At 56.1% G+C, this 21,787-nt stretch carries 16 protein-coding genes; 13 read left to right on the forward strand and 3 right to left on the reverse strand.

Features of this window, described 5'->3' with window-relative positions:
• The first annotated feature begins 470 nt into the window (after positions 1-470).
• The 12 genes from dppA to BN2591_RS14410 all read left to right on the forward strand — a co-directional run bounded on the left by dppA (position 471) and on the right by BN2591_RS14410 (position 17,959).
• A complete protein-coding gene (dppA, locus tag BN2591_RS14355) occupies positions 471-2,078 on the forward strand; it encodes a dipeptide ABC transporter periplasmic-binding protein DppA (protein WP_065369616.1) in 1,608 nt (535 codons plus the stop codon).
• A gap of 108 nt (positions 2,079-2,186) precedes the next feature.
• The gene (gene dppB / locus BN2591_RS14360; RefSeq protein ID WP_017458244.1) at positions 2,187-3,206 is read left to right on the forward strand and encodes a dipeptide ABC transporter permease DppB; all 1,020 of its coding nucleotides are present in this window, start codon (positions 2,187-2,189) and stop codon (positions 3,204-3,206) included.
• A 9-nt stretch (positions 3,207-3,215) separates the two neighbouring features.
• The gene (dppC, locus tag BN2591_RS14365; RefSeq protein WP_017458245.1) at positions 3,216-4,118 is read left to right on the forward strand and encodes a dipeptide ABC transporter permease DppC; all 903 of its coding nucleotides are present in this window, start codon (positions 3,216-3,218) and stop codon (positions 4,116-4,118) included.
• Positions 4,119-4,128: 10 nt separating this feature from the next.
• Positions 4,129-5,112 (forward strand): dipeptide ABC transporter ATP-binding protein, encoded by a 984-nt coding sequence (gene dppD, locus BN2591_RS14370; RefSeq protein WP_017458246.1) that lies wholly within the window; start codon positions 4,129-4,131, stop codon positions 5,110-5,112.
• The gene (dppF, locus tag BN2591_RS14375; protein WP_017458247.1) at positions 5,109-6,122 is read left to right on the forward strand and encodes a dipeptide ABC transporter ATP-binding subunit DppF; all 1,014 of its coding nucleotides are present in this window, start codon (positions 5,109-5,111) and stop codon (positions 6,120-6,122) included. Before dppD ends, dppF begins: the two co-directional genes overlap by 4 nt.
• Before the next feature lie 631 nt (positions 6,123-6,753).
• The gene (gene bcsO / locus BN2591_RS14380; protein ID WP_086872528.1) at positions 6,754-7,275 is read left to right on the forward strand and encodes a cellulose biosynthesis protein BcsO; all 522 of its coding nucleotides are present in this window, start codon (positions 6,754-6,756) and stop codon (positions 7,273-7,275) included.
• On the forward strand, positions 7,266-8,069 hold the full coding sequence (bcsQ, locus tag BN2591_RS14385; protein ID WP_017458249.1) for a cellulose biosynthesis protein BcsQ: 804 nt from the start codon (positions 7,266-7,268) through the stop codon (positions 8,067-8,069). The genes bcsO and bcsQ overlap by 10 nt, the downstream gene beginning before the upstream one ends.
• 15 nt (positions 8,070-8,084) lie before the next feature.
• Entirely contained in the window at positions 8,085-10,196 is a 2,112-nt protein-coding gene (bcsA, locus tag BN2591_RS14390) for a UDP-forming cellulose synthase catalytic subunit (RefSeq protein WP_086872530.1), read from the forward strand.
• The gene (gene bcsB / locus BN2591_RS14395) at positions 10,193-12,478 is read left to right on the forward strand and encodes a cellulose biosynthesis cyclic di-GMP-binding regulatory protein BcsB (RefSeq protein ID WP_086872532.1); all 2,286 of its coding nucleotides are present in this window, start codon (positions 10,193-10,195) and stop codon (positions 12,476-12,478) included. Before bcsA ends, bcsB begins: the two co-directional genes overlap by 4 nt.
• A 14-nt stretch (positions 12,479-12,492) precedes the next feature.
• Positions 12,493-16,476 carry a cellulose biosynthesis protein BcsC gene (locus tag BN2591_RS14400; RefSeq protein WP_086872534.1) on the forward strand — a complete coding sequence of 1,328 codons (3,984 nt, stop codon included), beginning with the start codon at positions 12,493-12,495 and terminating at the stop codon, positions 16,474-16,476.
• A complete protein-coding gene (bcsD, locus tag BN2591_RS14405; RefSeq protein ID WP_086872536.1) occupies positions 16,476-16,955 on the forward strand; it encodes a cellulose biosynthesis protein BcsD in 480 nt (159 codons plus the stop codon). Before BN2591_RS14400 ends, bcsD begins: the two co-directional genes overlap by 1 nt.
• 8 nt (positions 16,956-16,963) lie before the next feature.
• On the forward strand, positions 16,964-17,959 hold the full coding sequence (locus BN2591_RS14410; RefSeq protein ID WP_086872538.1) for a family 8 glycosyl hydrolase: 996 nt from the start codon (positions 16,964-16,966) through the stop codon (positions 17,957-17,959).
• A 38-nt stretch (positions 17,960-17,997) separates the two neighbouring features.
• Here the strand turns inward: BN2591_RS14410 and bcsG are convergent, their stop codons facing one another.
• The 3 genes from bcsG to bcsE are packed head-to-tail and all read right to left on the reverse strand — an operon-like array spanning position 17,998 to position 21,423.
• A complete protein-coding gene (gene bcsG, locus BN2591_RS14415) occupies positions 17,998-19,677 on the reverse strand; it encodes a cellulose biosynthesis protein BcsG (RefSeq protein ID WP_086872540.1) in 1,680 nt (559 codons plus the stop codon).
• Positions 19,670-19,867, reverse strand: coding sequence for a cellulose biosynthesis protein BcsF (bcsF, locus tag BN2591_RS14420; RefSeq protein WP_017458256.1), 198 nt, complete (start codon positions 19,865-19,867; stop codon positions 19,670-19,672). The genes bcsG and bcsF overlap by 8 nt, the downstream gene beginning before the upstream one ends.
• Positions 19,864-21,423, reverse strand: a complete 1,560-nt coding sequence (bcsE, locus tag BN2591_RS14425; RefSeq protein ID WP_086872542.1) for a cellulose biosynthesis c-di-GMP-binding protein BcsE — start codon at positions 21,421-21,423, stop codon at positions 19,864-19,866. Before bcsE ends, bcsF begins: the two co-directional genes overlap by 4 nt.
• A gap of 172 nt (positions 21,424-21,595) precedes the next feature.
• On the opposite strand from bcsE, the gene bcsR reads away from it, so the two are divergent.
• A complete protein-coding gene (gene bcsR / locus BN2591_RS14430; protein ID WP_017458258.1) occupies positions 21,596-21,784 on the forward strand; it encodes a cellulose biosynthesis protein BcsR in 189 nt (62 codons plus the stop codon).
• Positions 21,785-21,787 lie beyond the last annotated feature (3 nt).

Raw genomic sequence — 21,787 nt, forward strand, 5'->3', positions numbered from 1 at the left:
CGTTGCTTATGGATAGAGGCAGCATTTTCACCTGTGCGTTTTAACGTTCGCGGCATTAATCGCTCAGATATTCAGCATTTCGCAAGAATTTTTTCATTATCTGCATGAATGTTAATCACTGATTACGGCGAGTTAATAAGCGCATTATTCTGGCATCTTGCCGCTAGCACAAATTTCCCTGCTGAAAACAGGTGCCTGAAGTTTTTTTTAACTTTGTTTACCGATTCTCACCGTCGTTGTAAATCACGGTTACCTGTATTGACGTTTTGACATTCTGTTGACAGATTGTAGGGCGTGAGGGGCATTTCAAGGAGAATCTGCACTGCAACTCAGTCAACCTTGTGAAAGGAATCCCCATCTCTCATAACGCCTTCGGGCACAACCGACCAGACCGGGTAAAAATCTAATAAAGGGCTGTCGGATATACCCACTGCATGGGTAACAACACATATCACATTGGAGCAGAATCAATGAGTATTTCCTTGAAGAAGTCAGGGATGCTGAAGCTCGGTCTTAGCCTGGTGGCCATGACCGTCGCGGCAAGCGTGCAGGCTAAAACCCTGGTTTATTGTTCTGAAGGCTCGCCTGAAGGCTTTAACCCACAGCTTTTCACCTCTGGTACCACTTACGATGCCAGCTCCGTGCCAATCTATAACCGCCTGGTAGAATTCAAAACCGGCACCACGGAAGTGATTCCGGGTCTGGCTGAGAAGTGGGATATCAGCGCCGATGGCAAAACCTACACTTTCCACCTGCGTAAAGGCGTGAAGTGGCAGGACAACAAAGATTTCAAACCGTCGCGTGAATTCAACGCTGATGACGTTGTGTTCTCCTTCGATCGTCAGAAAAACGACCAGAACCCGTACCATAAAGTTTCTGGCGGCAGCTACGAATACTTCGAAGGCATGGGTCTGCCGGACCTGATTAGCGAAGTGAAGAAAGTCGACGACTACACCGTTCAGTTCGTGCTGACGCGTCCGGAATCACCGTTCCTGGCTGACCTGGCGATGGACTTCGCGTCCATTCTGTCCAAAGAGTACGCAGACAACATGCTGAAAGCGGGCACCCCGGAGAAAGTTGACCTGGATCCGATCGGTACTGGTCCGTTCCAGCTGCTGCAATACCAAAAAGACTCCCGCATTCTGTACAAAGCGTTTGAAGGTTTCTGGGGCACCAAGCCGAAAATCGATCGTCTGGTCTTCTCCATCACGCCTGACGCGTCCGTACGTTATGCCAAACTGCAGAAAAACGAGTGCCAGGTTATGCCGTACCCGAACCCGGCTGACATCGCGCGTATGAAGCAGGACAAAAACATTACTCTGATGGAACAGGCTGGCCTGAACGTCGGTTACATGTCCTTCAACACCGAGAAGAAACCGTTTGATGACGTGAAAGTGCGTCAGGCGCTGACTTACGCGGTGAACAAAGAAGCGATCATTAAAGCGGTTTACCAGGGCGCAGGCGTTGCGGCGAAAAACCTGATCCCGCCGACCATGTGGGGCTATAACGACGACGTTAAAGACTACACCTACGATCCTGAGAAGGCGAAACAGCTGCTGAAAGAAGCCGGCCAGGATAAAGGCTTTACCGTTGAGCTGTGGGCAATGCCGGTACAGCGTCCGTACAACCCGAACGCTCGCCGTATGGCTGAGATGATTCAGGCTGACTGGGCGAAAGTGGGCGTACAAGCCAAAATCGTTACCTATGAGTGGGGTGAATACCTGAAGCGCGCGAAAGCGGGCGAACACCAGGCGGTAATGATGGGCTGGACCGGCGACAACGGGGATCCGGATAACTTCTTCGCCACCCTGTTCAGCTGCGCAGCGGCTAAAGACGGTTCCAACTACTCTCGCTGGTGCTACAAGCCGTTTGAAGATCTGATTCAACCGGCGCGCGCCACCGACGACCACAACAAGCGTGTTGAACTCTACAAACAGGCTCAGGTTGTGATGCATGACCAGGCTCCGGCGCTGATCGTCGCTCACTCCACCGTTTACGAGCCAGTGCGTAAAGAAGTCAAAGGCTATGTGGTTGATCCATTAGGCAAACACCACTTCGAAAACGTGTCTGTTGAATAATAAGCACGGTGCCTTTTCCCTCTCCCCTTTGGGGAGGGGGAATTTACATTTGTGAGCAATACAGACGCGCCGTCGCCAGGCGTAGCGTCACTACTGAGAATCCGGGTTATGTTGCAGTTCATCCTCCGACGTTTGGGGCTGGTTATCCCAACGTTTATCGGTATCACCCTTCTCACCTTTGCCTTTGTCCATATGATCCCCGGCGACCCGGTAATGATCATGGCGGGTGAGCGTGGTATCTCTCCTGAGCGTCACGCCCAGTTGCTGGCCGAGCTTGGTCTCGATAAGCCGCTGTGGGAGCAATACGTCAACTATGTGTGGGGCGTGCTGCATGGTGACTTAGGCATGTCGCTGAAAAGCCGTCTTCCGGTGTGGGACGAGTTCGTACCGCGTTTTAAAGCGACGCTGGAACTCGGCATCTGCGCCATGATTTTTGCGGTGGCCGTAGGCATTCCGGTGGGCGTAATGGCCGCTGTGAAGCGCGGTTCCATCTTCGATCACACCGCCGTGAGCCTCGCGCTGACCGGTTACTCCATGCCTATCTTCTGGTGGGGCATGATGCTGATTATGCTGGTCTCGGTACAACTGAACCTGACCCCGGTTTCCGGGCGCGTCAGCGATATGGTGTTCCTCGACGACAGCAACCCATTGACCGGCTTTATGCTGATCGATACCGCCATCTGGGGCGAGGACGGGAACTTTATCGATGCCGTTGCGCACATGATCCTGCCCGCCATAGTGCTCGGTACTATTCCGCTGGCGGTGATTGTGCGTATGACGCGCTCGTCAATGCTGGAAGTGTTGGGCGAAGACTATATCCGCACTGCGCGCGCGAAGGGGCTGACCCGTATGCGCGTCATCATCGTTCACGCGCTGCGCAATGCGATGCTGCCGGTGGTAACGGTGATCGGCTTACAGGTCGGCACACTACTGGCGGGCGCCATCCTGACAGAAACCATCTTCTCCTGGCCTGGTCTGGGACGCTGGTTGATTGATGCACTGCAACGCCGTGACTATCCAGTCGTGCAGGGCGGGGTATTGCTGGTCGCGACGATGATTATCCTCGTCAACCTGCTGGTCGACCTGCTTTACGGCGTGGTGAACCCGCGTATTCGGCATAAGAAGTAAGGGGCCATCATGTCACAAGTCACTGAAAATAAAGTTGTCTCCGCACCGGTGCCGATGACCCCGCTGCAGGAGTTCTGGCACTATTTCAAACGTAACAAAGGCGCGGTTGTCGGGCTGGTTTATGTGGTGATCATGTTGATCATCGCCGTGTTCGCCAACTTCCTCGCCCCGCACAACCCGGCAGATCAGTTCCGCGATGCGCTGCTTGCGCCGCCGGTCTGGCAGGATGGCGGCACCTGGTCGCACATTCTTGGTACTGATGACGTTGGCCGCGATACGCTGTCGCGCCTGATGTTCGGCGCGCGTTTGTCGCTGCTGGTCGGCTGTTTAGTGGTTGTGTTGTCGCTGATCGCCGGGATTATTCTCGGTCTGGTCGCCGGTTACTTCGGCGGTATTATCGACAACATCATCATGCGTATCGTCGATATCATGCTGGCGCTGCCAAGCCTGTTGCTGGCGCTGGTGCTGGTGGCTATTTTTGGCCCGTCGATTGTTAACGCCTCGCTGGCGCTCACCTTCGTTGCCTTGCCGCACTATGTGCGTTTGACGCGCGCGGCGGTGCTGGTGGAAGTGAACCGCGATTACGTCACCGCGTCCCGCGTGGCGGGTGCCGGCGCGATGCGCCAGATGTTTGTCAATATTTTCCCTAACTGCCTTGCGCCGCTGATTGTTCAGGCGTCGCTTGGTTTTTCCAACGCCATTCTCGATATGGCCGCCCTTGGCTTCCTTGGCATGGGTGCGCAACCGCCAACGCCGGAGTGGGGCACCATGCTCTCCGACGTGTTGCAGTTCGCACAAAGTGCCTGGTGGGTCGTGACCTTCCCGGGTCTTGCGATCCTGCTGACGGTGCTGGCATTTAACCTGATGGGTGACGGCCTGCGTGATGCGCTCGACCCCAAACTGAAGCAGTAAGAGGCGCGAGATGGCGTTATTAAATGTAGATAAGTTATCGGTGCATTTCGGCGACGTTGGCTCCGAATTCCGCGCTGTAGACCGCGTAAGCTATAGCGTAAGCCAGGGCGAAGTGGTCGGCATCGTCGGTGAGTCCGGCTCCGGTAAATCGGTCAGTTCGCTGGCGATTATGGGGCTGATTGATTTCCCTGGCCGCGTGATGGCGGAAAAACTGGAGTTTAACGGCCAGGATCTGAAACGCATTTCGGAAAAAGAGCGCCGCAGCCTGGTGGGTTCTGAAGTGGCGATGATTTTCCAGGATCCGATGACCAGCCTGAACCCGTGTTACACGGTCGGTTTCCAGATTATGGAAGCCATTAAGGTGCATCAGGGCGGGAATAAGAAAACCCGTCGTCAGCGGGCCATTGACCTGCTGAACCAGGTGGGTATCCCCGATCCGGCTTCGCGTCTGGATGTCTATCCGCACCAGCTTTCCGGCGGTATGAGCCAGCGCGTGATGATTGCGATGGCGATTGCCTGCCAGCCGAAACTGCTGATCGCCGACGAACCAACAACCGCGCTGGACGTGACCATCCAGGCGCAGATCATCGAGCTTTTGCTGGAATTGCAGCAAAAAGAAAATATGGCGCTGATCCTGATCACTCACGATCTGGCGCTGGTGGCGGAAGCGGCGCACAAAATCATTGTGATGTACGCAGGTCAGGTGGTGGAAACCGGCGAAGCGAAGGATATCTTCCGCGCGCCGCGCCATCCGTACACCCAGGCGCTGCTGCGTGCGTTGCCGGAGTTTGCGCAGGATAAAGCGCGGCTGGCCTCGTTGCCGGGCGTGGTGCCGGGCAAATATGACCGCCCGAACGGTTGCCTGCTGAACCCGCGCTGCCCGTATGCCACGGACAAGTGCCGCGAGCAGGAGCCGGAGCTGAACACCGTCGATGGCGGCCGTCAGTCCAAATGTCACTACCCACTCGATGACGCCGGGAGGCCGACACTATGAGTACGCACGAGGCCACCTCGCAACAGCCACTGTTGCAGGCTATCGACTTGAAAAAACACTACCCGGTGAAGAAGGGGCTTTTTGCCCCGGAACGCCTGGTGAAAGCGCTGGATGGCGTGTCGTTCACCCTTGAGCGCGGCAAAACGCTGGCGGTGGTGGGCGAATCCGGTTGTGGCAAATCCACGCTGGGTCGCCTGCTGACGATGATTGAAACCCCGACCGGCGGTGAACTTTACTACCAGGGTCAGGATCTGCTGAAGCACGATCCGCATGCGCAGAAGCTGCGTCGGCAGAAAATCCAGATTGTTTTTCAGAACCCGTACGGTTCGCTGAACCCGCGTAAAAAAGTGGGACAGATCCTCGAAGAGCCACTGCTTATCAACTCGTCGCTCAGCAAAGAGGCGCGTCGGGAAAAAGCGCTGGCGATGATGGCGAAAGTCGGCCTGAAAACCGAACATTATGATCGCTATCCGCATATGTTCTCTGGCGGTCAGCGCCAGCGTATCGCTATCGCCCGTGGTCTGATGTTAGATCCGGATGTGGTGATCGCCGATGAACCGGTTTCGGCGCTGGACGTCTCCGTGCGTGCGCAGGTGCTGAACCTGATGATGGATTTGCAGCAGGATTTGGGGCTCTCTTACGTCTTTATTTCGCATGACTTGTCGGTGGTTGAGCACATTGCCGATGAAGTGATGGTGATGTATCTCGGCCGCTGCGTAGAGAAAGGCACCAAGGAGCAGATTTTCTCGAACCCGCGTCATCCGTACACGCAGGCGCTGCTTTCCGCGACGCCGCGCCTGAACCCGGACGAGCGCCGCGAGCGCATCAAACTGACCGGCGAGCTGCCAAGCCCGCTCAACCCGCCGCCGGGCTGCGCCTTTAACGCCCGCTGCAGCCGTCGTTTCGGCCCTTGCACGCAGTTGCAACCGCAGTTGAAAGACTACCGCGGGCAGTTGGTGGCTTGCTTTGCTGTCGACCAGGATGAAAACGGCGAAAAACCGCACGTTTAATCCCCACGTTATGCCTGGTGGCCCGGCGTTTAGCGGATCTACGCAGTGTTGTAGGTCCGGTGATGGTGGTGCCATCAGGCATTATTGTTGGTGGCCTTTCCAGATAAACCTTCCTGTTTTATTTAGAAATTTCCAAAAATAGCCTGAAACGCCGTGGTGAAATAATTACAACGGGAATAGTGAGTCAGAGAAATACTCGGCTTTAATACAACTATGAATATCTCTAATTATTTCAAATAGTAATGAAAAAATTAACAATGATTCAAAGGGTGCCAGCGTATTTGTCTTTTTATTTATCATAAAAAGACATTTAACCTAAATAATTTATTTTAATAGTGAATATTATTTGGTGATTTTTGTTTAATGGCGTCATTTACACTTTAATAGAATTCGCGTGAAAAAAAGATGGCGCATCTATAGCCAATGTTTATATATTTGCTCAAATTAAACAGCGTTTTAGCCCCACTAAACTTTGGCACGTAAAACCAGGCTGAAAACCATCGCTGAAGCAATACTTCGTACCCGCGTAAAACCGCACCGCCGCAATTAAAAAACCATCACATGATGCTATCAGGACACCGATCCTGACGGTGATGGGTGCAATTTTATTTTGTAAATCATGAGAATAATTATGGGTCATTACGATGATTTGCAGAGGTTTAAGGATAAGACTCGCAATCAGAAGCACGATTTTAAGGATCTCTCCGCGCAGAACCTCGCGCAAGACCAGAGCAGTTGGGCAATCATTAATCAACTTTCTCCCGCCACGGATGAATCCATGCTGGCGATGGGCGGTCATGTGTCCCTGCCTGTCCCGCAATCCGTCGATCCTGCGCTTTTTGCCGCGCATGAGCCTGCGGCGGCGGATGACGTTGCATCTGCGCCTGCACCTGCCTCTGCGCCAACTCCCTCTCTGCTAAAAGACGTTGCCAGCCAGCTTGATGCGGTGGCTCCGGCATTCAACGCCGCAGCTTATGTGCCTGTGCCTGCAAGCGTTGCGCCTGTCATGCAGATGCCAGCGCCTGCGGCTCCTGCTTCTGTTCCTGTCAGCTATGCCCGGCTTTTCGCGGCGAAAGCGGCGGAGGAGAAGCCCCGCGCGGACAAAAATCAGCCTTTACACTCGTTGTTAGAAAGGATCGCTTCATGCCGTTGATCTGTGTGTGTTCGCCGAAAGGCGGTGTCGGAAAAACGACGCTGACGGCAAACCTGGCCTACGCCCTTGCCCGCGCAGGCAGCAAAGTGCTGGCGCTTGATTTTGACGTGCAAAACGCGCTGCGTTTGCATTTTGGTGTGCCGTTGTCGGACGGGCGCGGCTATGTGGCGCGCGCGGCGGAGTCTTCCGACTGGAGCCAGTTTGTGCTCACTGCGGGCGGCAATATTTTCGTGCTGCCGTATGGTGATGTCACGGAAGAGCAGCGCCTCGCCTTCGATGAGCGTTTAACGAATGACGAGCATTTTCTGACGCGCGGCCTGAATACGCTGCTCAACTATCCGGGCTTGATTATCGTTGCCGACTTTCCTCCGGGGCCGTCTGCGGCGCTGAAAGCGATGTCGCGGCTCGCGGATGTGCATTTAGTCACGCTGCTGGCCGATACTGCCTCGCTCTCACTGCTGCCGTATATCGAAAATAACCGTCTTACCGGCGATGTGCTGAACCGCAAAGCGGGTCACTACTTTGTGGTGAACCAGAGCGACAACCGCCGGCAAATCAGCCGCGATGTTACCGCGTTTATGGAACAACGCTTGGGCAATCAACTACTTGGCGTGTTGCACCGCGATGAAAGTGTCGCCGAAGCCAATGCGTCGCAGCAGTCGGTATTTGATTTCAGCCCGGCGTCCGCCGCAGCGTTCGATATCGAACTGATTGCTAAACGGGTCGCCGGAATTTTGGGCGTCAAAATCGGTGACGGCACGGTACACAACTCGCCACGCATGTCAGGCCTCTAACGCTTCGGGCAACGTATGAAAAAGTTTCTCTCTCTTTTGCTGGTTCTGGCAGTGCTGCCTGTTGCCCTGTTGGTGGTGATCACGCCCATGGACAGCCAAAAACAGTACATTTTTGGCCTGATCAGCATCGGTATTCTCTGTTTAATGGGCTTGAGCAAAAAGCGCAGTATTTCGGTGATCATGGTGGTGATGTCGGTGCTGCTCTCGACGCGCTATATCTATTTTCGCCTGACGCAAACCCTGCACTTTAATTCCGAAATTGAAACCATCCTCGGCATGGGGCTGTTTCTCGCGGAAGTGTATGTCTGGGTCATGCTGCTGCTCAGCTACCTGCAAACGGTCTGGCCATTGAAACGTGAACTCGTACAGTTGCCGGATGACATGAACCAGTGGCCGACGGTTGATGTCTATATCCCGACCTATAACGAACCGCTGGAGGTGGTGCGCGATACGGTGCTGGCCGCGCAGTGCATGGATTACCCGCGTGATAAGATGAAAATCTATCTGCTCGACGACGGCAAACGCAGTGAATTCGCCGTGTTTGCCGCCGATGCTGGCGTCGGCTACATCACCCGTAACGATAACGCGCACGCCAAAGCCGGTAACCTCAACCATGCGATGAAACTCACCAACGGCGAGCTGATTTGCGTGTTTGACTGCGACCACGTAGCGACCCGCATCTTCTTGCAGGCTACGGTCGGCGGTTTCCTGAAAGACCCGAAACTGGCGCTGGTGCAGACGCCGCACTACTTCTATTCGCCCGATCCGTTCGAGCGTAACCTCTCTGTCGGGCGCAATATCCCCAACGAAGGGGCGCTATTTTACGGCCCAATTCAGCAGGGCAACGATAACTGGAACGCCACCTTCTTCTGCGGCTCGTGCGCGGTGATCCGCCGTAGCGCGCTGGAAGAAATTGGCGGTTTTGCCGTAGAAACGGTCACCGAAGATGCGCATACCGCCCTGAAAATGCAGCGTCTTGGTTGGGGTTCGGCGTTTATTGATATTCCGCTGGCCGCAGGCCTGGCGACCGAGCGTCTGGTGCTGCATGTGATCCAGCGAACCCGCTGGGCGCGCGGTATGACGCAGATTTTCCGTCTCGATAACCCGTTGTTTGGCCGTGGGCTGACCATTCAGCAGCGCCTGTGTTACCTGAGCGCGATGCTTTATTACCAGTTTGCTTTGCCGCGCATCGCCTTTGTCACTGCACCGCTGGCTTACCTGCTGTTTAACCTGAATATTATTCACTCTTCGGCCAGTCTGGTGTTTGCCTACGCGCTACCGCACCTGTTCCTGGCGGTGTATGTGAACTCGCGGCTGAATGGCCGCTTCCGTTACAGCTTCTGGGGCGAGATTTATGACCTGGTGATGGCGTTTCACATTGCTCTACCAACCATGGTGACCATGCTGTTTCCCAAACGCGGCAAGTTCAACGTTACCGATAAAGGCGGGTTGCTGGATGTCGGCTATTTCGACTTCAGTGTGGTGCGCCCGCATTTGATCATTGCCTTGCTGCTGGCGGCGGGCGTGGTCGCCGGGATTGTCCGTGCCTGCGCGCATGACTACTTTGGTGTGGATCCGCGCGTTATTGTGCTGAACGTTGGCTGGGGACTGTATAGCCTGATCTTCCTGCTGGCGGCGATTGCCGTTGCGCGCGAAACCCGCCAGACGCGCAAAACTATCCGTATTGATGTCGATATCCCGGTGCTTATCCATTACGCCAGCGGGATCACCTCGCGCAGCCAGACGGCGGATTTGTCGATGGGCGGCTGCCGTATCGTGGCCCCGGACGATCGTCATCTGACTGATGAAATCGAAGCGATTGAACTGCTGCTGCAATCCGGCGCGATTAGTATTCCGGTGCAAACCGTCGCCAGCGACGAACAGCATATCCGCCTGATGTTCGACGATATTCCGCTATCGCGCCGCCGTGAGCTGGTGCGCGTGGTGCTCTCCCGCGCCGATGCGTGGATCCACCCGCCAAAGCCGCAGGACAACCCGTTCCGCTCCCTATTGACCATTGTGCGTTGTGTCTTTGATCTCTTCTGGCTGACGTGGAAATCACGCCGCGAAAACCGCCGTTTACGTGCGCAGCAGGCGGCAAAAGTTGCGCAGGAGGAGAGCGTATGAAACGGCTAACCACGCTTGCGGCACTGCTCGGCGCGCTGTTTATCGCGCCGTTACACAGTGAAGAAACGACGGTTGAATCGCTGCTGCCGCTGAATCTGCCGCCGCCAACAACAATGGCAGCCACACCGACATTTGTGCCGTCGGTGATGAGTAGCGTCAGCATCGCGCAGATGGGCCAGCCGCAAGGGATAACCCTCAGCGGCGGGCAATTCCAGGGCGGCGTTGATTTTACCCTGCCGGTCGATCAGGTCATAACCAGCGCCCGGCTGGCGCTCAACCTGCGCATCTCTCCGGCGCTGGCGGCGCGTAACGCCACCATGCAGTTGATGCTCAACGGTCAGCCGCTCGGCACTGTGCCGCTGACGGCGACCGACAGCGACCTGGCCCGTTACCAGCTTGATATTCCCGCCGCGCTGATGGTCTCCAGTAACAGCCTCAGCGTTAAGATTAACGATGGCGATGCCATGCAGTGTCAGCGTGACCTGAATGACAAATATCGTGTCACTATCCTGCCGGATTCGCGTTTTGAACTGGAAGGGCAGCAACTGGATATCGGCGCGGATCTGAGCCATTTCCCGCGCCCTTTCTTTGACAGCATGCAGATGTCTCCGGCGGCGATTGCTGTGGCATTCGCCTCAAAACTGAGCCCGGACGCTATTAGCGCCGGGGCGCTGATCGCCTCGTGGCTGGGTATTCAGGCCGATTATCGCGGCGTTTCGTTCGCGGCCTACCATGACCGTCTTCCGGAAAAAAACGGCATTCTGATTGGTCATCCCGGTGAGCAAATTGGCGGTTTAACGCTGCCGCAAACCAGCCAGCCGCTGCTGAAAATTATCGATAATCCGGCGAACCCGGTTTACAAACTGCTGCTGGTGGTGGGGAAAGATGAAAGCGAACTACGTGCGGCGGCCTGGCGCTTAACGCGCGGCAACTTTGCGCTGCAAACCCCGGCAGTGGATGTCGATGCGCAGACCATCCCGTTGAGCAAACCGTACGATGCACCGCGCTGGATCCCAACCGATCGTCCGGTGAAGTTATCGGAGCTGATCCGTAAAGATCAAAGCCTGACCGCCACCGGGATCTGGCATCCGCCGTTGCAGGTGGCGTTTCGCGCCGCACCCGATCTGTTCTTGTGGGACGGTGAAACCATCCCGCTACATATCGGTTACCGTTTCCCGACGGAAAACTGGATTGACGAGCAACGTTCGTGGCTGAGCATGACCTTAAACGACACGTTCCTGCACAACCTGCCGGTCAATAAGCAGGGGGCGCTGGAGACGCTGTGGCATAAGCTCGGTGGCGATGCGCGCCAGGAGCAGTTTGATATGCCGCTGGAGCCGTACATGATTTACGGCGACAACCAGCTTTCGCTCTATTTCAACATCGTGCCGAAAAAGAACGCGCCGTGTAGTACGTTGTTGAATAACAACATTAAAAGCCGCATTGATGATGATTCGTGGATCGATCTCAGCCACACCCGCCACTTTGCGCTGTTGCCGAATCTTTCCTATTTCGTCGGGGCTTCTTTCCCGTTTACCCGCCTGGCGGATTACTCAGAAACGGTCCTGATGCTGCCGGTCAACCCCAGCGAAACGCAGATCGCCACGCTGTTTGATATGGCGGCGCGCTCAGGCAACGCCACCGGAACCGCGCTCGGTCATAACCGCGTGGTGTTTGGTGTACCGACTGGCGGCAGTTTTCTGGAGCTGTTGCGTGACCGTGATGTGCTGGCGGTAAGCGGTATGGATCAGCATGACTTTAACCGTGCGTTGCTGGCGAATTCGCCGTTTGTCACCCACGACAGCACGCTGGGTGTACGTGAGCCTTCCAGCTGGCAGAAAGTGCAGCGCTGGATAGCGGGCGACTGGGCGGCAGAAGGGCTGGAAGCCGATCGCTACTTCTCTTCTAATGAAGCGTGGCGCGGCTTTATCAGTTTCCGCTCGCCATGGAACGATGCCCGGCTGGTGGTGCTGGCGCTTGGCAGCAACGATGAGCAGTTATCGCATCTGCATGACGATCTGACATCGGCAAAAATCAACGCCGGCATTCGCGGCGATGCCGCCATCATCACCAATGAAAACGGTGTGCGCAGCTTCCGCGTCGGCGAGCAGTTCCCCAGCGGCGAAATGCCGCCGCAGATGAAAGTGGTCTGGTACGCCAACCAACACTCGGCGCTGCTGGCGATCCTGAGCCTGCTGGTCGGGTCGCTGGTGGGTGGCATGGTGTATCGCGTGCTTAAAAAGCGCGAGCGTAAACGTCTGGATGCGGGGAACAGCAAGTGAAAAGGGTGACAATAATGCCTAAAAAAACCGCCCGTCGGCTGACAACAATTTGCCTCTCCGGCGTGCTAACGCTGGCGACCTCCGGCATCGCGCAGGCCGCGCCGAATGATGCGGCGCTGAAGGCGTTGTTTGATCAGGCGAACTACTGGCACGAAAAGTCCCACGACGACCTGGCGATGGAGTCGCTCAAAAAGGTGTTAATGGTCGATGCCAATAACACCCAGGCGATGTACTTAATGGCGCTGTGGGCACAGCAAAATGGCGATTTGCAAACCGCCGCGCAGTGGCGCGCCAGGCTGGCGAAAACCGCGCCGGACGATAGCGGTTTGCAGGCGCTGGATAACGCAAAACAGTTGGCACAGGTGCCGCAAGGGCAGTTAACGCTTGCTCGCCAGCAAGCGCGCAGCGGCAATGTTCCGGCGGCGCTGGAAACCTGGCGCAACCTGTTCAATGGCGACACGCCGCCGCCGAGCCTCGCGCCGGAATACTATTTGACGATGGCGGGCGATAAAGCGCTCTACCCGCAGGCGCTGGCGGAAATTCAGCGCTTCGTCGTCCAGCATCCGCAGGACAATGCCGCCCGTGTGGCGCTGGGCAAGATGTTGACCTGGCGCGAAGCAACGCGCCGCGACGGGATTTTGCTGCTGGAGCCGATGGCCAGCGGCAATAAAGAGGCGGATGAAGGGCTGCGTCAGGCGCTGCTGTGGCTTGCGCCGCAGGCTGGCGATGAGCGCTTTTACGATACCTGGTTGCAGCGCCATCCGCAGGATAGCGAGATGCAGGCTTACTACCGTAAAAATGTCGGTGGCAGCGCGAAAGGCGCAGGTTTTACCGCGCTGAATAGCGGCGACAGCAATGCCGCAAAACGCCAGTTTGAGCAGGTACTGCAAACCAACCCGGAAGACGCCGATGCACTGGCAGGCATGGGGTATATTGCCCAGCGTAACGGTGATTACCAGGCGGCGGCACAATATCTGAACCGGGCGGCGAGCCAGGGGGGCGAGGCTTCCGCAGAACGTAAAGCGCAGGCGGAAGACGCCGCGTTTTATGGTCAACTGGCGCAAGCACAGCAAGCGTTAAAAACGGGCAATGTCAGCCAGGCGCTGGCACTTTCCGCGCCGCTGGCGCAGCAGAGCGGTGAGCGAGGCACGGCCGCCAAACTGTTCCGCGCCGATGTGCTACGCCAGAACAAAGATTACCCGCAGGCGGAACAAGCGCTGCGCGAGATCCTCAACGAGCAGCCACAGAATGCCCCGGCGCGGGAAAATCTCTACTACGTGCTGCGCGATCAAAACAAAGCAGCAGAAGCGCAAAGCATGCTGCGCACGTTACCGGTGAGTTTGCAGGAAAAACTGCAACCGCGCGTGGTGACGGGGACGCCTGGCGACCCGCTGCGTCGGCAGGCGCAACAACTGGCAGCCAGCGGAAATACGTCGCAGGCCATTGCCGTGCTGCGCCAGGGCGTGGCGCGCCTGCCTGATGATCCGTGGTTGCGCCTTGATTTGGCGCGTTTGCTGCAACAAGCTGGTCAGGAAAATGAAGCCGCGAGCGTGATGCTGCCCGCGCAAAACCCGCGAGCCGGTGCCAGTTCGCTGTACGCTGCCGCACTGTTCGCCAGTGAAAATGGCGGCTGGCAGCAGGCCAGTTCGCTGCTGTCACGTATTTCGCCCGCCAGCCAGAACGGCCAGATGCGCGACCTCGCGCAGCGGGTTAATTACAACCTGCAAATGGCGACTGCCGAGCGCTACCTCGCGCAGGGCAATATGACGGCGGCAGCCAATACCCTGAAAGCGCTGGCGGCCACACCGCCGAAAAGCCCGGTCGATGCCGGGAAACTGGCGCGCATGCTGGCGCAGACCGGCGATACCACCACCGCCGTCGCACTGGTGCGTGAAAGTATGAAACAGGGCGTGCAGGGCAACATCGGCGATTATGCCGATCAGGTTGCGGTGCTTAACCAGGCAGGGCTTAACCAGGAGGCGCAGGCCTTTGTTTCCAGCCCTGAAGTGCAGGCGCGCAGCACGCCAGCCCAGCTTGCCGGGGTGCGCAATGGCTATGTGATCAACGAAGCGGATCACCTGCGCGAGCAGGGCAACTATGCCGCCGCGTACGACAAGCTGATCCGCGCGTTGCAAAACGACCCGCAGAACACGGATTTGATGTTCGCGATGGGGCGTTTATATCAGTCCGGCAAGATGAACAAAGAAGCGGGCGTCCTGTATGACTACCTGATGACGCGCGACAGTGAGGATCAGGCGGCGCGCGTCGGTGCCATTGATGTGGCGCTGGCGGAAAATAACGTCGACAAAGCGCAGTCGCTGGCAAACGGCCTGCGCAGCAATAATTCGCCGGATCGCTTGCTGCTGCTGGCGCGGCTGGAAGAGGCGAAAGGCAATCATCAGCAGGCAATGACCTACCTGCGTAGCGCGCGCGGCAAGCTGGTCGGGCTGGAGTCGACCAACAGCGCGGCTACGCCGACCATCGGCGGGGTGTTGCTGGCGGATAACCCGTTTACCACCACCAGTAAAAGCGCGGCGCCGCAGTCGCTGTATGGCCAAACGCTGCCGTGGCAAGTCGCTCAGGTGGCGCACGAACCGGGCAGTAATTTGCCGGGTACCACGCGTACCGATTTGCCGGTCGAAACGGCGCAAACGCGAACGCTGCGCCAGGTCGACGACATGATGCAGCAGATGAACGAGAAAACCGGCATGTGGTTGCAGGGCGGCGTGGAAATTCGTGGCCGCGACGGGGAAACCGGCACCAGCAAGCTGACGGAAGCCAAAGCGCCGCTTACCTGGTCGAGTTCGCCGTTTGGCGATGCACGCTTTGAATTTACCACCACGCCAGTTTCGCTCAGTTCCGGCAGCGCTTCAGGCGATTCATGGCGGCGTTATGGTGCGAACCCGCTGGCGAATGGCGTAGCCAATATCGCCACCTCCATTAAAAACGCCAACAGTTCTCTCGCAACCGACGGCAGCGATAAATTTACCGATCTCGCCGGTTATGCTGATGCCAGCAAATTGTCGCCATTTACCGAAACGGGTTATGACAATCTCACTTCGCTGCTGTCGTCGAGCCGTCTGAAGAGTTTGAGTGAATCAAACTATAAGACCAACTATAGCGATCCGATTAAGTCTTCCACCGATTCGCAAAACGCCAGCGGCGTTGAGCTGAATATGGCGCTGAGCGGCGACAGCTATAAGCTGGATATCGGTAGCACGCCGCTGGGGCAGGATTTAACCTCGCTGGTGGGCGGCGTGAAATGGTCGCCGAAACTGACTAATTACCTGACGCTTATCCTTACCGGCGAGCGTCGCGCGGTGACCGACAGCCTGCTCTCTTATGTTGGGCTGCGCGATGCTTACTCCGGTGAGCGCTGGGGGCAGGTCACCAAAAACGGCGGCAGCGTACAGTTGAGCTACGACGACGGTGATGCAGGGTTCTACATTGGCGGTGGCGGGTACAGCTACCTCGGTAAAGATGTGGCGAGCAACACCAGCGTGAACGCCAATGCCGGGGTTTATCTGCGCCCGTGGCACGATGATTTCCGCCAGTTACAGACGGGGCTGAGCGTTAGCTGGATGAACTACTCGAAAAACCTCAGTTACTTCACTTACGGTCAGGGCGGTTACTTCAGCCCGCAGAACTACGTGAGCGTGTCGCTGCCGGTTGATCTGTCGCAGAAAATCGACAACTGGAATCTCAGCATTGGTGGCGCGGTGGGCTACCAGTCCTACACCCAGGACAAGAGCAATTACTTCCCGACCGAGCCGGAAGCGCAGAAGATGCTGCAACAACTCGCCGATATGGGCTTTGTGAAAGAGGCGCAGTACCAGGGCGGTTCACAGAATGGTATTGGCTATAACTTCCATGCCGGGCTTGATTACAACGTGAATAAAAATATGTCGGTAGGTGGAAAAGTCGGTTATGACACCTTCGGCAGTTACAACGAAAGCACCGCCGGGATTTGGCTCCGGTACATGCTTGGAGACAAATAATGACAACCCACACTGCAAACACGCTGCTGCTTGGCTATTTCCAGCAACAGCAAACGCCGCCGGGCTGGTTTGATTTGCTGAGCGTGATGATTGACGGCATGGTGAGAAACGTCGGCGAAGCGGAAAGCCTGCCGTTTCTGCGTCAGATGGGCGAAGCATTAGCGGACCGTGTGCCGCTTCCGCCTTCGGCGACAGTCGGCGAGCTGGAAGCGAATATTAACGCGCAACTGGCGGTGTTCAACTGGGGGTTTATTGATATCGAAACCACGGAACACGGCATGGCATTTCGCCATCAGGCGCTGCCGGTGGCGCGCGAGGAGGCCTACCAGACCCGCTGGTGCTATGCGTTTTGCGCCGTTCTTGAAGGGCTTTATTCGCGCTGGCTGCGCAGCCAGGGCGGCGAGGCGAGCCTCGTGTTTACCCGCGAAAGGCTCTATTCTGTGGCGGATGTTCTCTTCCGTTACGCTAACCCACAGTGAGTTTGCCAATGTTGAAGCGCGTTTTCACCGCGATGGTGGTGATGGTGAGTCTGCTATTTGCATCCGTTTCCCAGGCCTCTGGCGCCTGGGAGAGTTATAAAGCGCGGTTTTTGATGCCGGATGGTCGCATTGTCGATACTGGCAACAAAAACGTCTCCCACACCGAAGGCCAGGGTTTCGCCATGCTGATGGCGGTCGCCAGCGACGACAAAGCAGCCTTTGACAGCATGTGGGGCTGGACCAACAAGACGCTGAAGAACAAAGCCAATGGCCTGTTTTACTGGCGTTATAACCCGGTGGAAGCCGATCCCATCGCTGATAAAAACGACGCCACCGACGGCGATGTGCTGATCGCCTGGGCGTTGTTGAAAGCGGGTGAGCGCTGGAATAACGCCGATTATCTGGCGGCGTCCGATGCGATTACCCAGGCGGTGCTTAAACATGCGGTAGTCAGCTTTGCGGGTTACCGCGTGATGTTGCCGGGTGCCAACGGTTTTAACCTCAACACCTATGTGAACCTGAATCCGTCCTACTTTATTTTCCCGGCATGGCAGGCTTTCGCTGAGCGCAGCCATCAGGTGGTGTGGCGCGATTTGATCAAAGACGGGCAGACGCTGCTTGGCAATATGGCATTTGGTAAAGCGCGCCTGCCGACGGACTGGGTATCACTCTCGGCGGACGGCAAACTGAACCCGGCGAAGGAGTGGCCGCCGCGCATGAGCTACGATGCGATTCGTATTCCACTGTATGTGAGCTGGCAGGATCCGCACAGCGCGCTGTTAACTCCGTGGCGTAACTGGTGGCAGGGCTTTAGCCGCAGCCAGACACCCGCATGGGTGGATGTGGCGACCAACGACAATGCGCCGTACAACATGAACGACGGGTTACTGGCGGTGCGGGATTTAACGTTGGGCGCAGTGCCCGCAGAACCGCAGATCACCGCGCAGGATGATTACTACTCCGCCAGCCTGAAAATGCTGGTCTGGCTGGCGCAGCAGCGCTAACCCGATAACCTCTCCCCAATGGGGAGAGGGTTGCTCAATTACTGCGGGTAAGGCACCCAGTCACCGCCGTTCAGGCGAACATACGGCTTATTCTGGTACTGCAACACAATCGCGTTGGCGTTTTCAGACACCGGCGCGGTTTGCGGCAGATTGCTGGTGAGTTTCTGCCAGTCGACGTTATCTTCGGTAAAGATTTTGCCATCCAGCACGCGGGTCACAATCTCGGAGACGGCCAGGAAACTGCTCGGCTGCGTAATGGTTATCGGCGCGCCCTGATGCGGCGATTTCATGCCAAAGAATTTAATCGCCGTCGGCACGTTGGTGATCGACGGGCTTGGGATATCGCGCAGGCCGGAAACCTGCATTTTATCGCCCTGTAGCGCCCCGCCATGCTCCGGCACCAGCACCACCATCACTTTGCGCCCGGATTTTTCCAGTTGCGTGAAGAACGCATCCAGCTCATCAAACAACTTCTGCGCGCGCAGTTTGTAATCGGCGGTTTTGCGATTGCCAGGGAAGTGGTTGCCATCGTGCAGCGGCAGCAGGTTGTAGAAAGTCGCGGTGCGCTTGCCCTCCTTAAAGGCATCTGACTCCATCCAGCGGTTCAGCACCGCCGTGTCGTCATAAATCGGCGAACCGTCAAAAGAGAGCAGCACCGGCGGCAGACCCGCCTGATTCATCAGCGGCGCTTGCATCCCGCCGTTGTCGCGCACTTCTTTGAGGAAACCGCCGAACTCGCCGTTGTGATCCATCATCAACTGCTGAGTGAAGCCGAGTTTCGCCAGGTTATCAAACAGGTAGCACTGCGTGTTGGCCTGCTGGTAGAGGTTTTTATGCGACGGCTGGCCGCAGCTGGCGCGCAGCAGGCGAATCGCCGCCGGGCCGCTGTAGGCGGTCGCCGAGTTGAAGTTTTTGAATTCAATATCAAAGTGCGACCACAGCGGGTGCGACGCCAGACCGGCTGCTTCAATATCGGCCCACGAGAGAGAACAGATATTGATGAACAGCAGATCGAACGGTTGAGCGTCTGCCGGAAGCTGCGCCGGGAAGGTGCTCTGGCGTTTCTCTTCGGCGGCGTAGAAGCTAGCCAGCCATGCGTTCAGATTCTCTGAGGTCGGCGGTGCGGTTTGCGCAGGGATATCGCCTACCACCGGTGTATCGCCCGCCGCTGCGACCGTTGCCGCCGCCGAGCCGCCAGTGGTGGTGACGGTTGTAGTCGGTTGGCCTGCGGGCCACAGAGTAAACGCCGGCCCGGTTAGCGTCAGCACGTTTAACCAGATCATAATCGCGACGACAAACACGGTGACGCGGATCCATTGCGACAAGAACAGCCAGGCTACCAGCATCACAAAAATCGCGCCAATCATCTGCCAGTTGATAAAACGCAACACCAGATCCAACAGGTAGTCGGCGCTGAAGCCAGCGACCTGCGAGCCCTGACTCAGCATACTTTCAATACCCGGCAGCCAGGTGTCGTGCCAGAACAGACCGAAACCGATGGGAATGGCGACCCAGTGCCGTAAACGATGCAGGCTGACGCGCGGCAACGGCATCAGCAGAAAAGCCATAAACACCAGATTCAGCAGTGGGTGAAAGTTAAGGTAGCCCGCCCACAACAGACCGAATTTCACCAGAAAATAGAAATTCCAGCCGGAAAGGCCGCGCCAGTATTGCCACAATGGCGAAGGCGTTGAAGTGGTCATAGTATGATTAGTCATGTTTTCGGTCTGCCTTGACGAACGATTCCCGGCGCAGCACGCCTGCCGGTTTTACATAGCGTGGTTTGGTAAAAAGTATGCGTAACGCGCTGCGGATAGGGCGGATCCAGTGGCGTGTAAGGTAGCCCAGCGGGAAAAAGATCAGGGCGCAAAGCACCACAAGCTGAATAATATCGCTGACTGACATCATGATGTGCGCTCCGTGGCTTCACTGAATAACCGCAACGGCTCCGGGATCCGACGCCAGCTTGTGCCGTCGTGCTCAGCGTTAATGATTTTCTTCTCTGTGGCGGTAACGGGCAGCGGTTTCGCCCATTTCTCCGGTGACAGTGTGCGCATTTGCACCAGCTCTGCGGCAATCTGGTTATCTTCAAACCACACCACGCGATTAGAGAAAATATCTGCCGTTGGCAGCGGGAAAATGTGGTTCAGCGCCGTGTCGAGATCGTTAACCCGGCAGAACGCCAAAAACAGCACCAGACGATTATCACCAAGGCTGACAATATCGCCCACGCGGTTTGGGCGGCACAGCGTGAGCGCCTGTTCAACGCGGATGCCTGGCACCGGGCGCAGCGCGACCAGCACCCCTTTGCCATCGGCGGGCAACAGCGGGTTATTAACCATATTCGCAACGGCGTCGCAGAACACATTCCACGGCTGAAAACCGCGCAGTTTTAGCGGCTGAGTCATGGAAAGTAGCGTGGTGATATCTTCCGGCACCAGGCGGTTAAATTGCTGACCCTGTACGCTTTCAATCAGCGTCAGACAGCGGGAAAGGGGCGCATTCCACGGGATCACCATATTGGCGCCACAGCCGAGCAACAAACGTTCGTCGGTAGCACGCAGGCTGGCCTGGCTTTCACGAACAATAATTTTCAGCCCGCTGCCGCGCTGGCGGCGCAAGGTGTGCACCTGGCGTGCGATGTTGTCGATTTGATTGTTTCGCGCAAGGGTGAAAATCAACGTCGCCGCCTGGCTGGATCGCGCTTCTTCAAATAGCGCTTCGTTGGTGTCAAATAATGTCCAGTGTTCCGACAGCGGCGGTGCGCCTTCCAGCACGGCGACATTACTTAATATACGTTTCTCATCGCTGCGGGGTTGCACCGACGTCTCTTCTTGCTGCGCGAGTTGCCAGCGACCGTGATGGTGATTAAGCACTAATTGCTGACGCGCGCTAATGCCTTTTTCATTACACCACCAGGCAATATCATAAAGATGCATATCGTTTCGGTAGCGTAAACTCGCCAGTCCAAACAACGAACGATATTCACTCATTAAAATGGATGATTGTTTGTCGTTATTGTTGCCAGGGTTAATAACCAGTAAGGAACATTTATGATATTTCGCCCAGGTATGAGTTCTTTCTAACCACTGTTGTAAATCTGGCACCGATATATTCTGCCAGGCATTATTTGCGCACAGCAGAATCAGTAAATAATTTTCCGGTTCAAATGAACAAAGTAAATCGCGGGTGAAAAAGTATAGACCATCGTTCTGATTTGGCATTGTGAAAATTCTGATTCTATCAGGGCCCTGCTCTTTATCTAATTCAATGATTTTTCGCAGGTCATGACCCATACCGATTGCCGCCACCTGCGCGTCTTTATCCTGGGCGGCGACCGTTTGGTTTAGCAGACTTATTGCATCTTGTTCACGATCGGTATTCACCCACCAAACGCCGCCCGCAGGCATATGACGCAATTCGTCCCATAATGACTGAATGCCAATAGAAAATATGGGCTCCACGATGTCCCTCTTGATGCAAAATTGTCTGTATCTCAGTTTACTAGCGAAAGCCGAGAAATAAACCTAACATTGAAATTAAAGAACATCAGATTTAGCATGTAAACGAATTTTCTCGGGCACGATGCCTTGCTACATCTGTACGTATGTTTCTATTCAAAGGGATCGGGCCAGAATGCATAACAATGAACCCAAAACGCAGTCAGACCCAACTCTGGGCTATACATTCCAAAATGATTTTCTGGCATTAAGTAAAGCATTTTCATTGCCTGAAATTGATTACGCCGATATTTCCCAGCGAGAACAATTGGCAGCGGCATTTAAGCGCTGGCCGCTGCTGGCAGAATTAGCCCGTCAACAATAAGGG

This window comes from Kosakonia pseudosacchari (genome assembly GCF_900184035.1).
Taxonomy (GTDB): domain Bacteria; phylum Pseudomonadota; class Gammaproteobacteria; order Enterobacterales; family Enterobacteriaceae; genus Kosakonia; species Kosakonia pseudosacchari.

Bases quoted from the DNA above. Each gene is read 5' to 3' on its own strand.
- dppA (WP_065369616.1), top strand. From the start codon at position 471: ATGAGTATTTCCTTGAAGAAGTCAGGGATGCTGAAGCTCGGTCTTAGC.
- dppB (WP_017458244.1), top strand. From the start codon at position 2,187: ATGTTGCAGTTCATCCTCCGACGTTTGGGGCTGGTTATCCCAACGTTT.
- dppC (WP_017458245.1), top strand. From the start codon at position 3,216: ATGTCACAAGTCACTGAAAATAAAGTTGTCTCCGCACCGGTGCCGATG.
- dppD (WP_017458246.1), top strand. From the start codon at position 4,129: ATGGCGTTATTAAATGTAGATAAGTTATCGGTGCATTTCGGCGACGTT.
- dppF (WP_017458247.1), top strand. From the start codon at position 5,109: ATGAGTACGCACGAGGCCACCTCGCAACAGCCACTGTTGCAGGCTATC.
- bcsO (WP_086872528.1), top strand. From the start codon at position 6,754: ATGGGTCATTACGATGATTTGCAGAGGTTTAAGGATAAGACTCGCAAT.
- bcsQ (WP_017458249.1), top strand. From the start codon at position 7,266: ATGCCGTTGATCTGTGTGTGTTCGCCGAAAGGCGGTGTCGGAAAAACG.
- bcsA (WP_086872530.1), top strand. From the start codon at position 8,085: ATGAAAAAGTTTCTCTCTCTTTTGCTGGTTCTGGCAGTGCTGCCTGTT.
- bcsB (WP_086872532.1), top strand. From the start codon at position 10,193: ATGAAACGGCTAACCACGCTTGCGGCACTGCTCGGCGCGCTGTTTATC.
- BN2591_RS14400 (WP_086872534.1), top strand. From the start codon at position 12,493: ATGCCTAAAAAAACCGCCCGTCGGCTGACAACAATTTGCCTCTCCGGC.
- bcsD (WP_086872536.1), top strand. From the start codon at position 16,476: ATGACAACCCACACTGCAAACACGCTGCTGCTTGGCTATTTCCAGCAA.
- BN2591_RS14410 (WP_086872538.1), top strand. From the start codon at position 16,964: ATGTTGAAGCGCGTTTTCACCGCGATGGTGGTGATGGTGAGTCTGCTA.
- bcsG (WP_086872540.1), bottom strand. From the start codon at position 19,677: ATGACTAATCATACTATGACCACTTCAACGCCTTCGCCATTGTGGCAA.
- bcsF (WP_017458256.1), bottom strand. From the start codon at position 19,867: ATGATGTCAGTCAGCGATATTATTCAGCTTGTGGTGCTTTGCGCCCTG.
- bcsR (WP_017458258.1), top strand. From the start codon at position 21,596: ATGCATAACAATGAACCCAAAACGCAGTCAGACCCAACTCTGGGCTAT.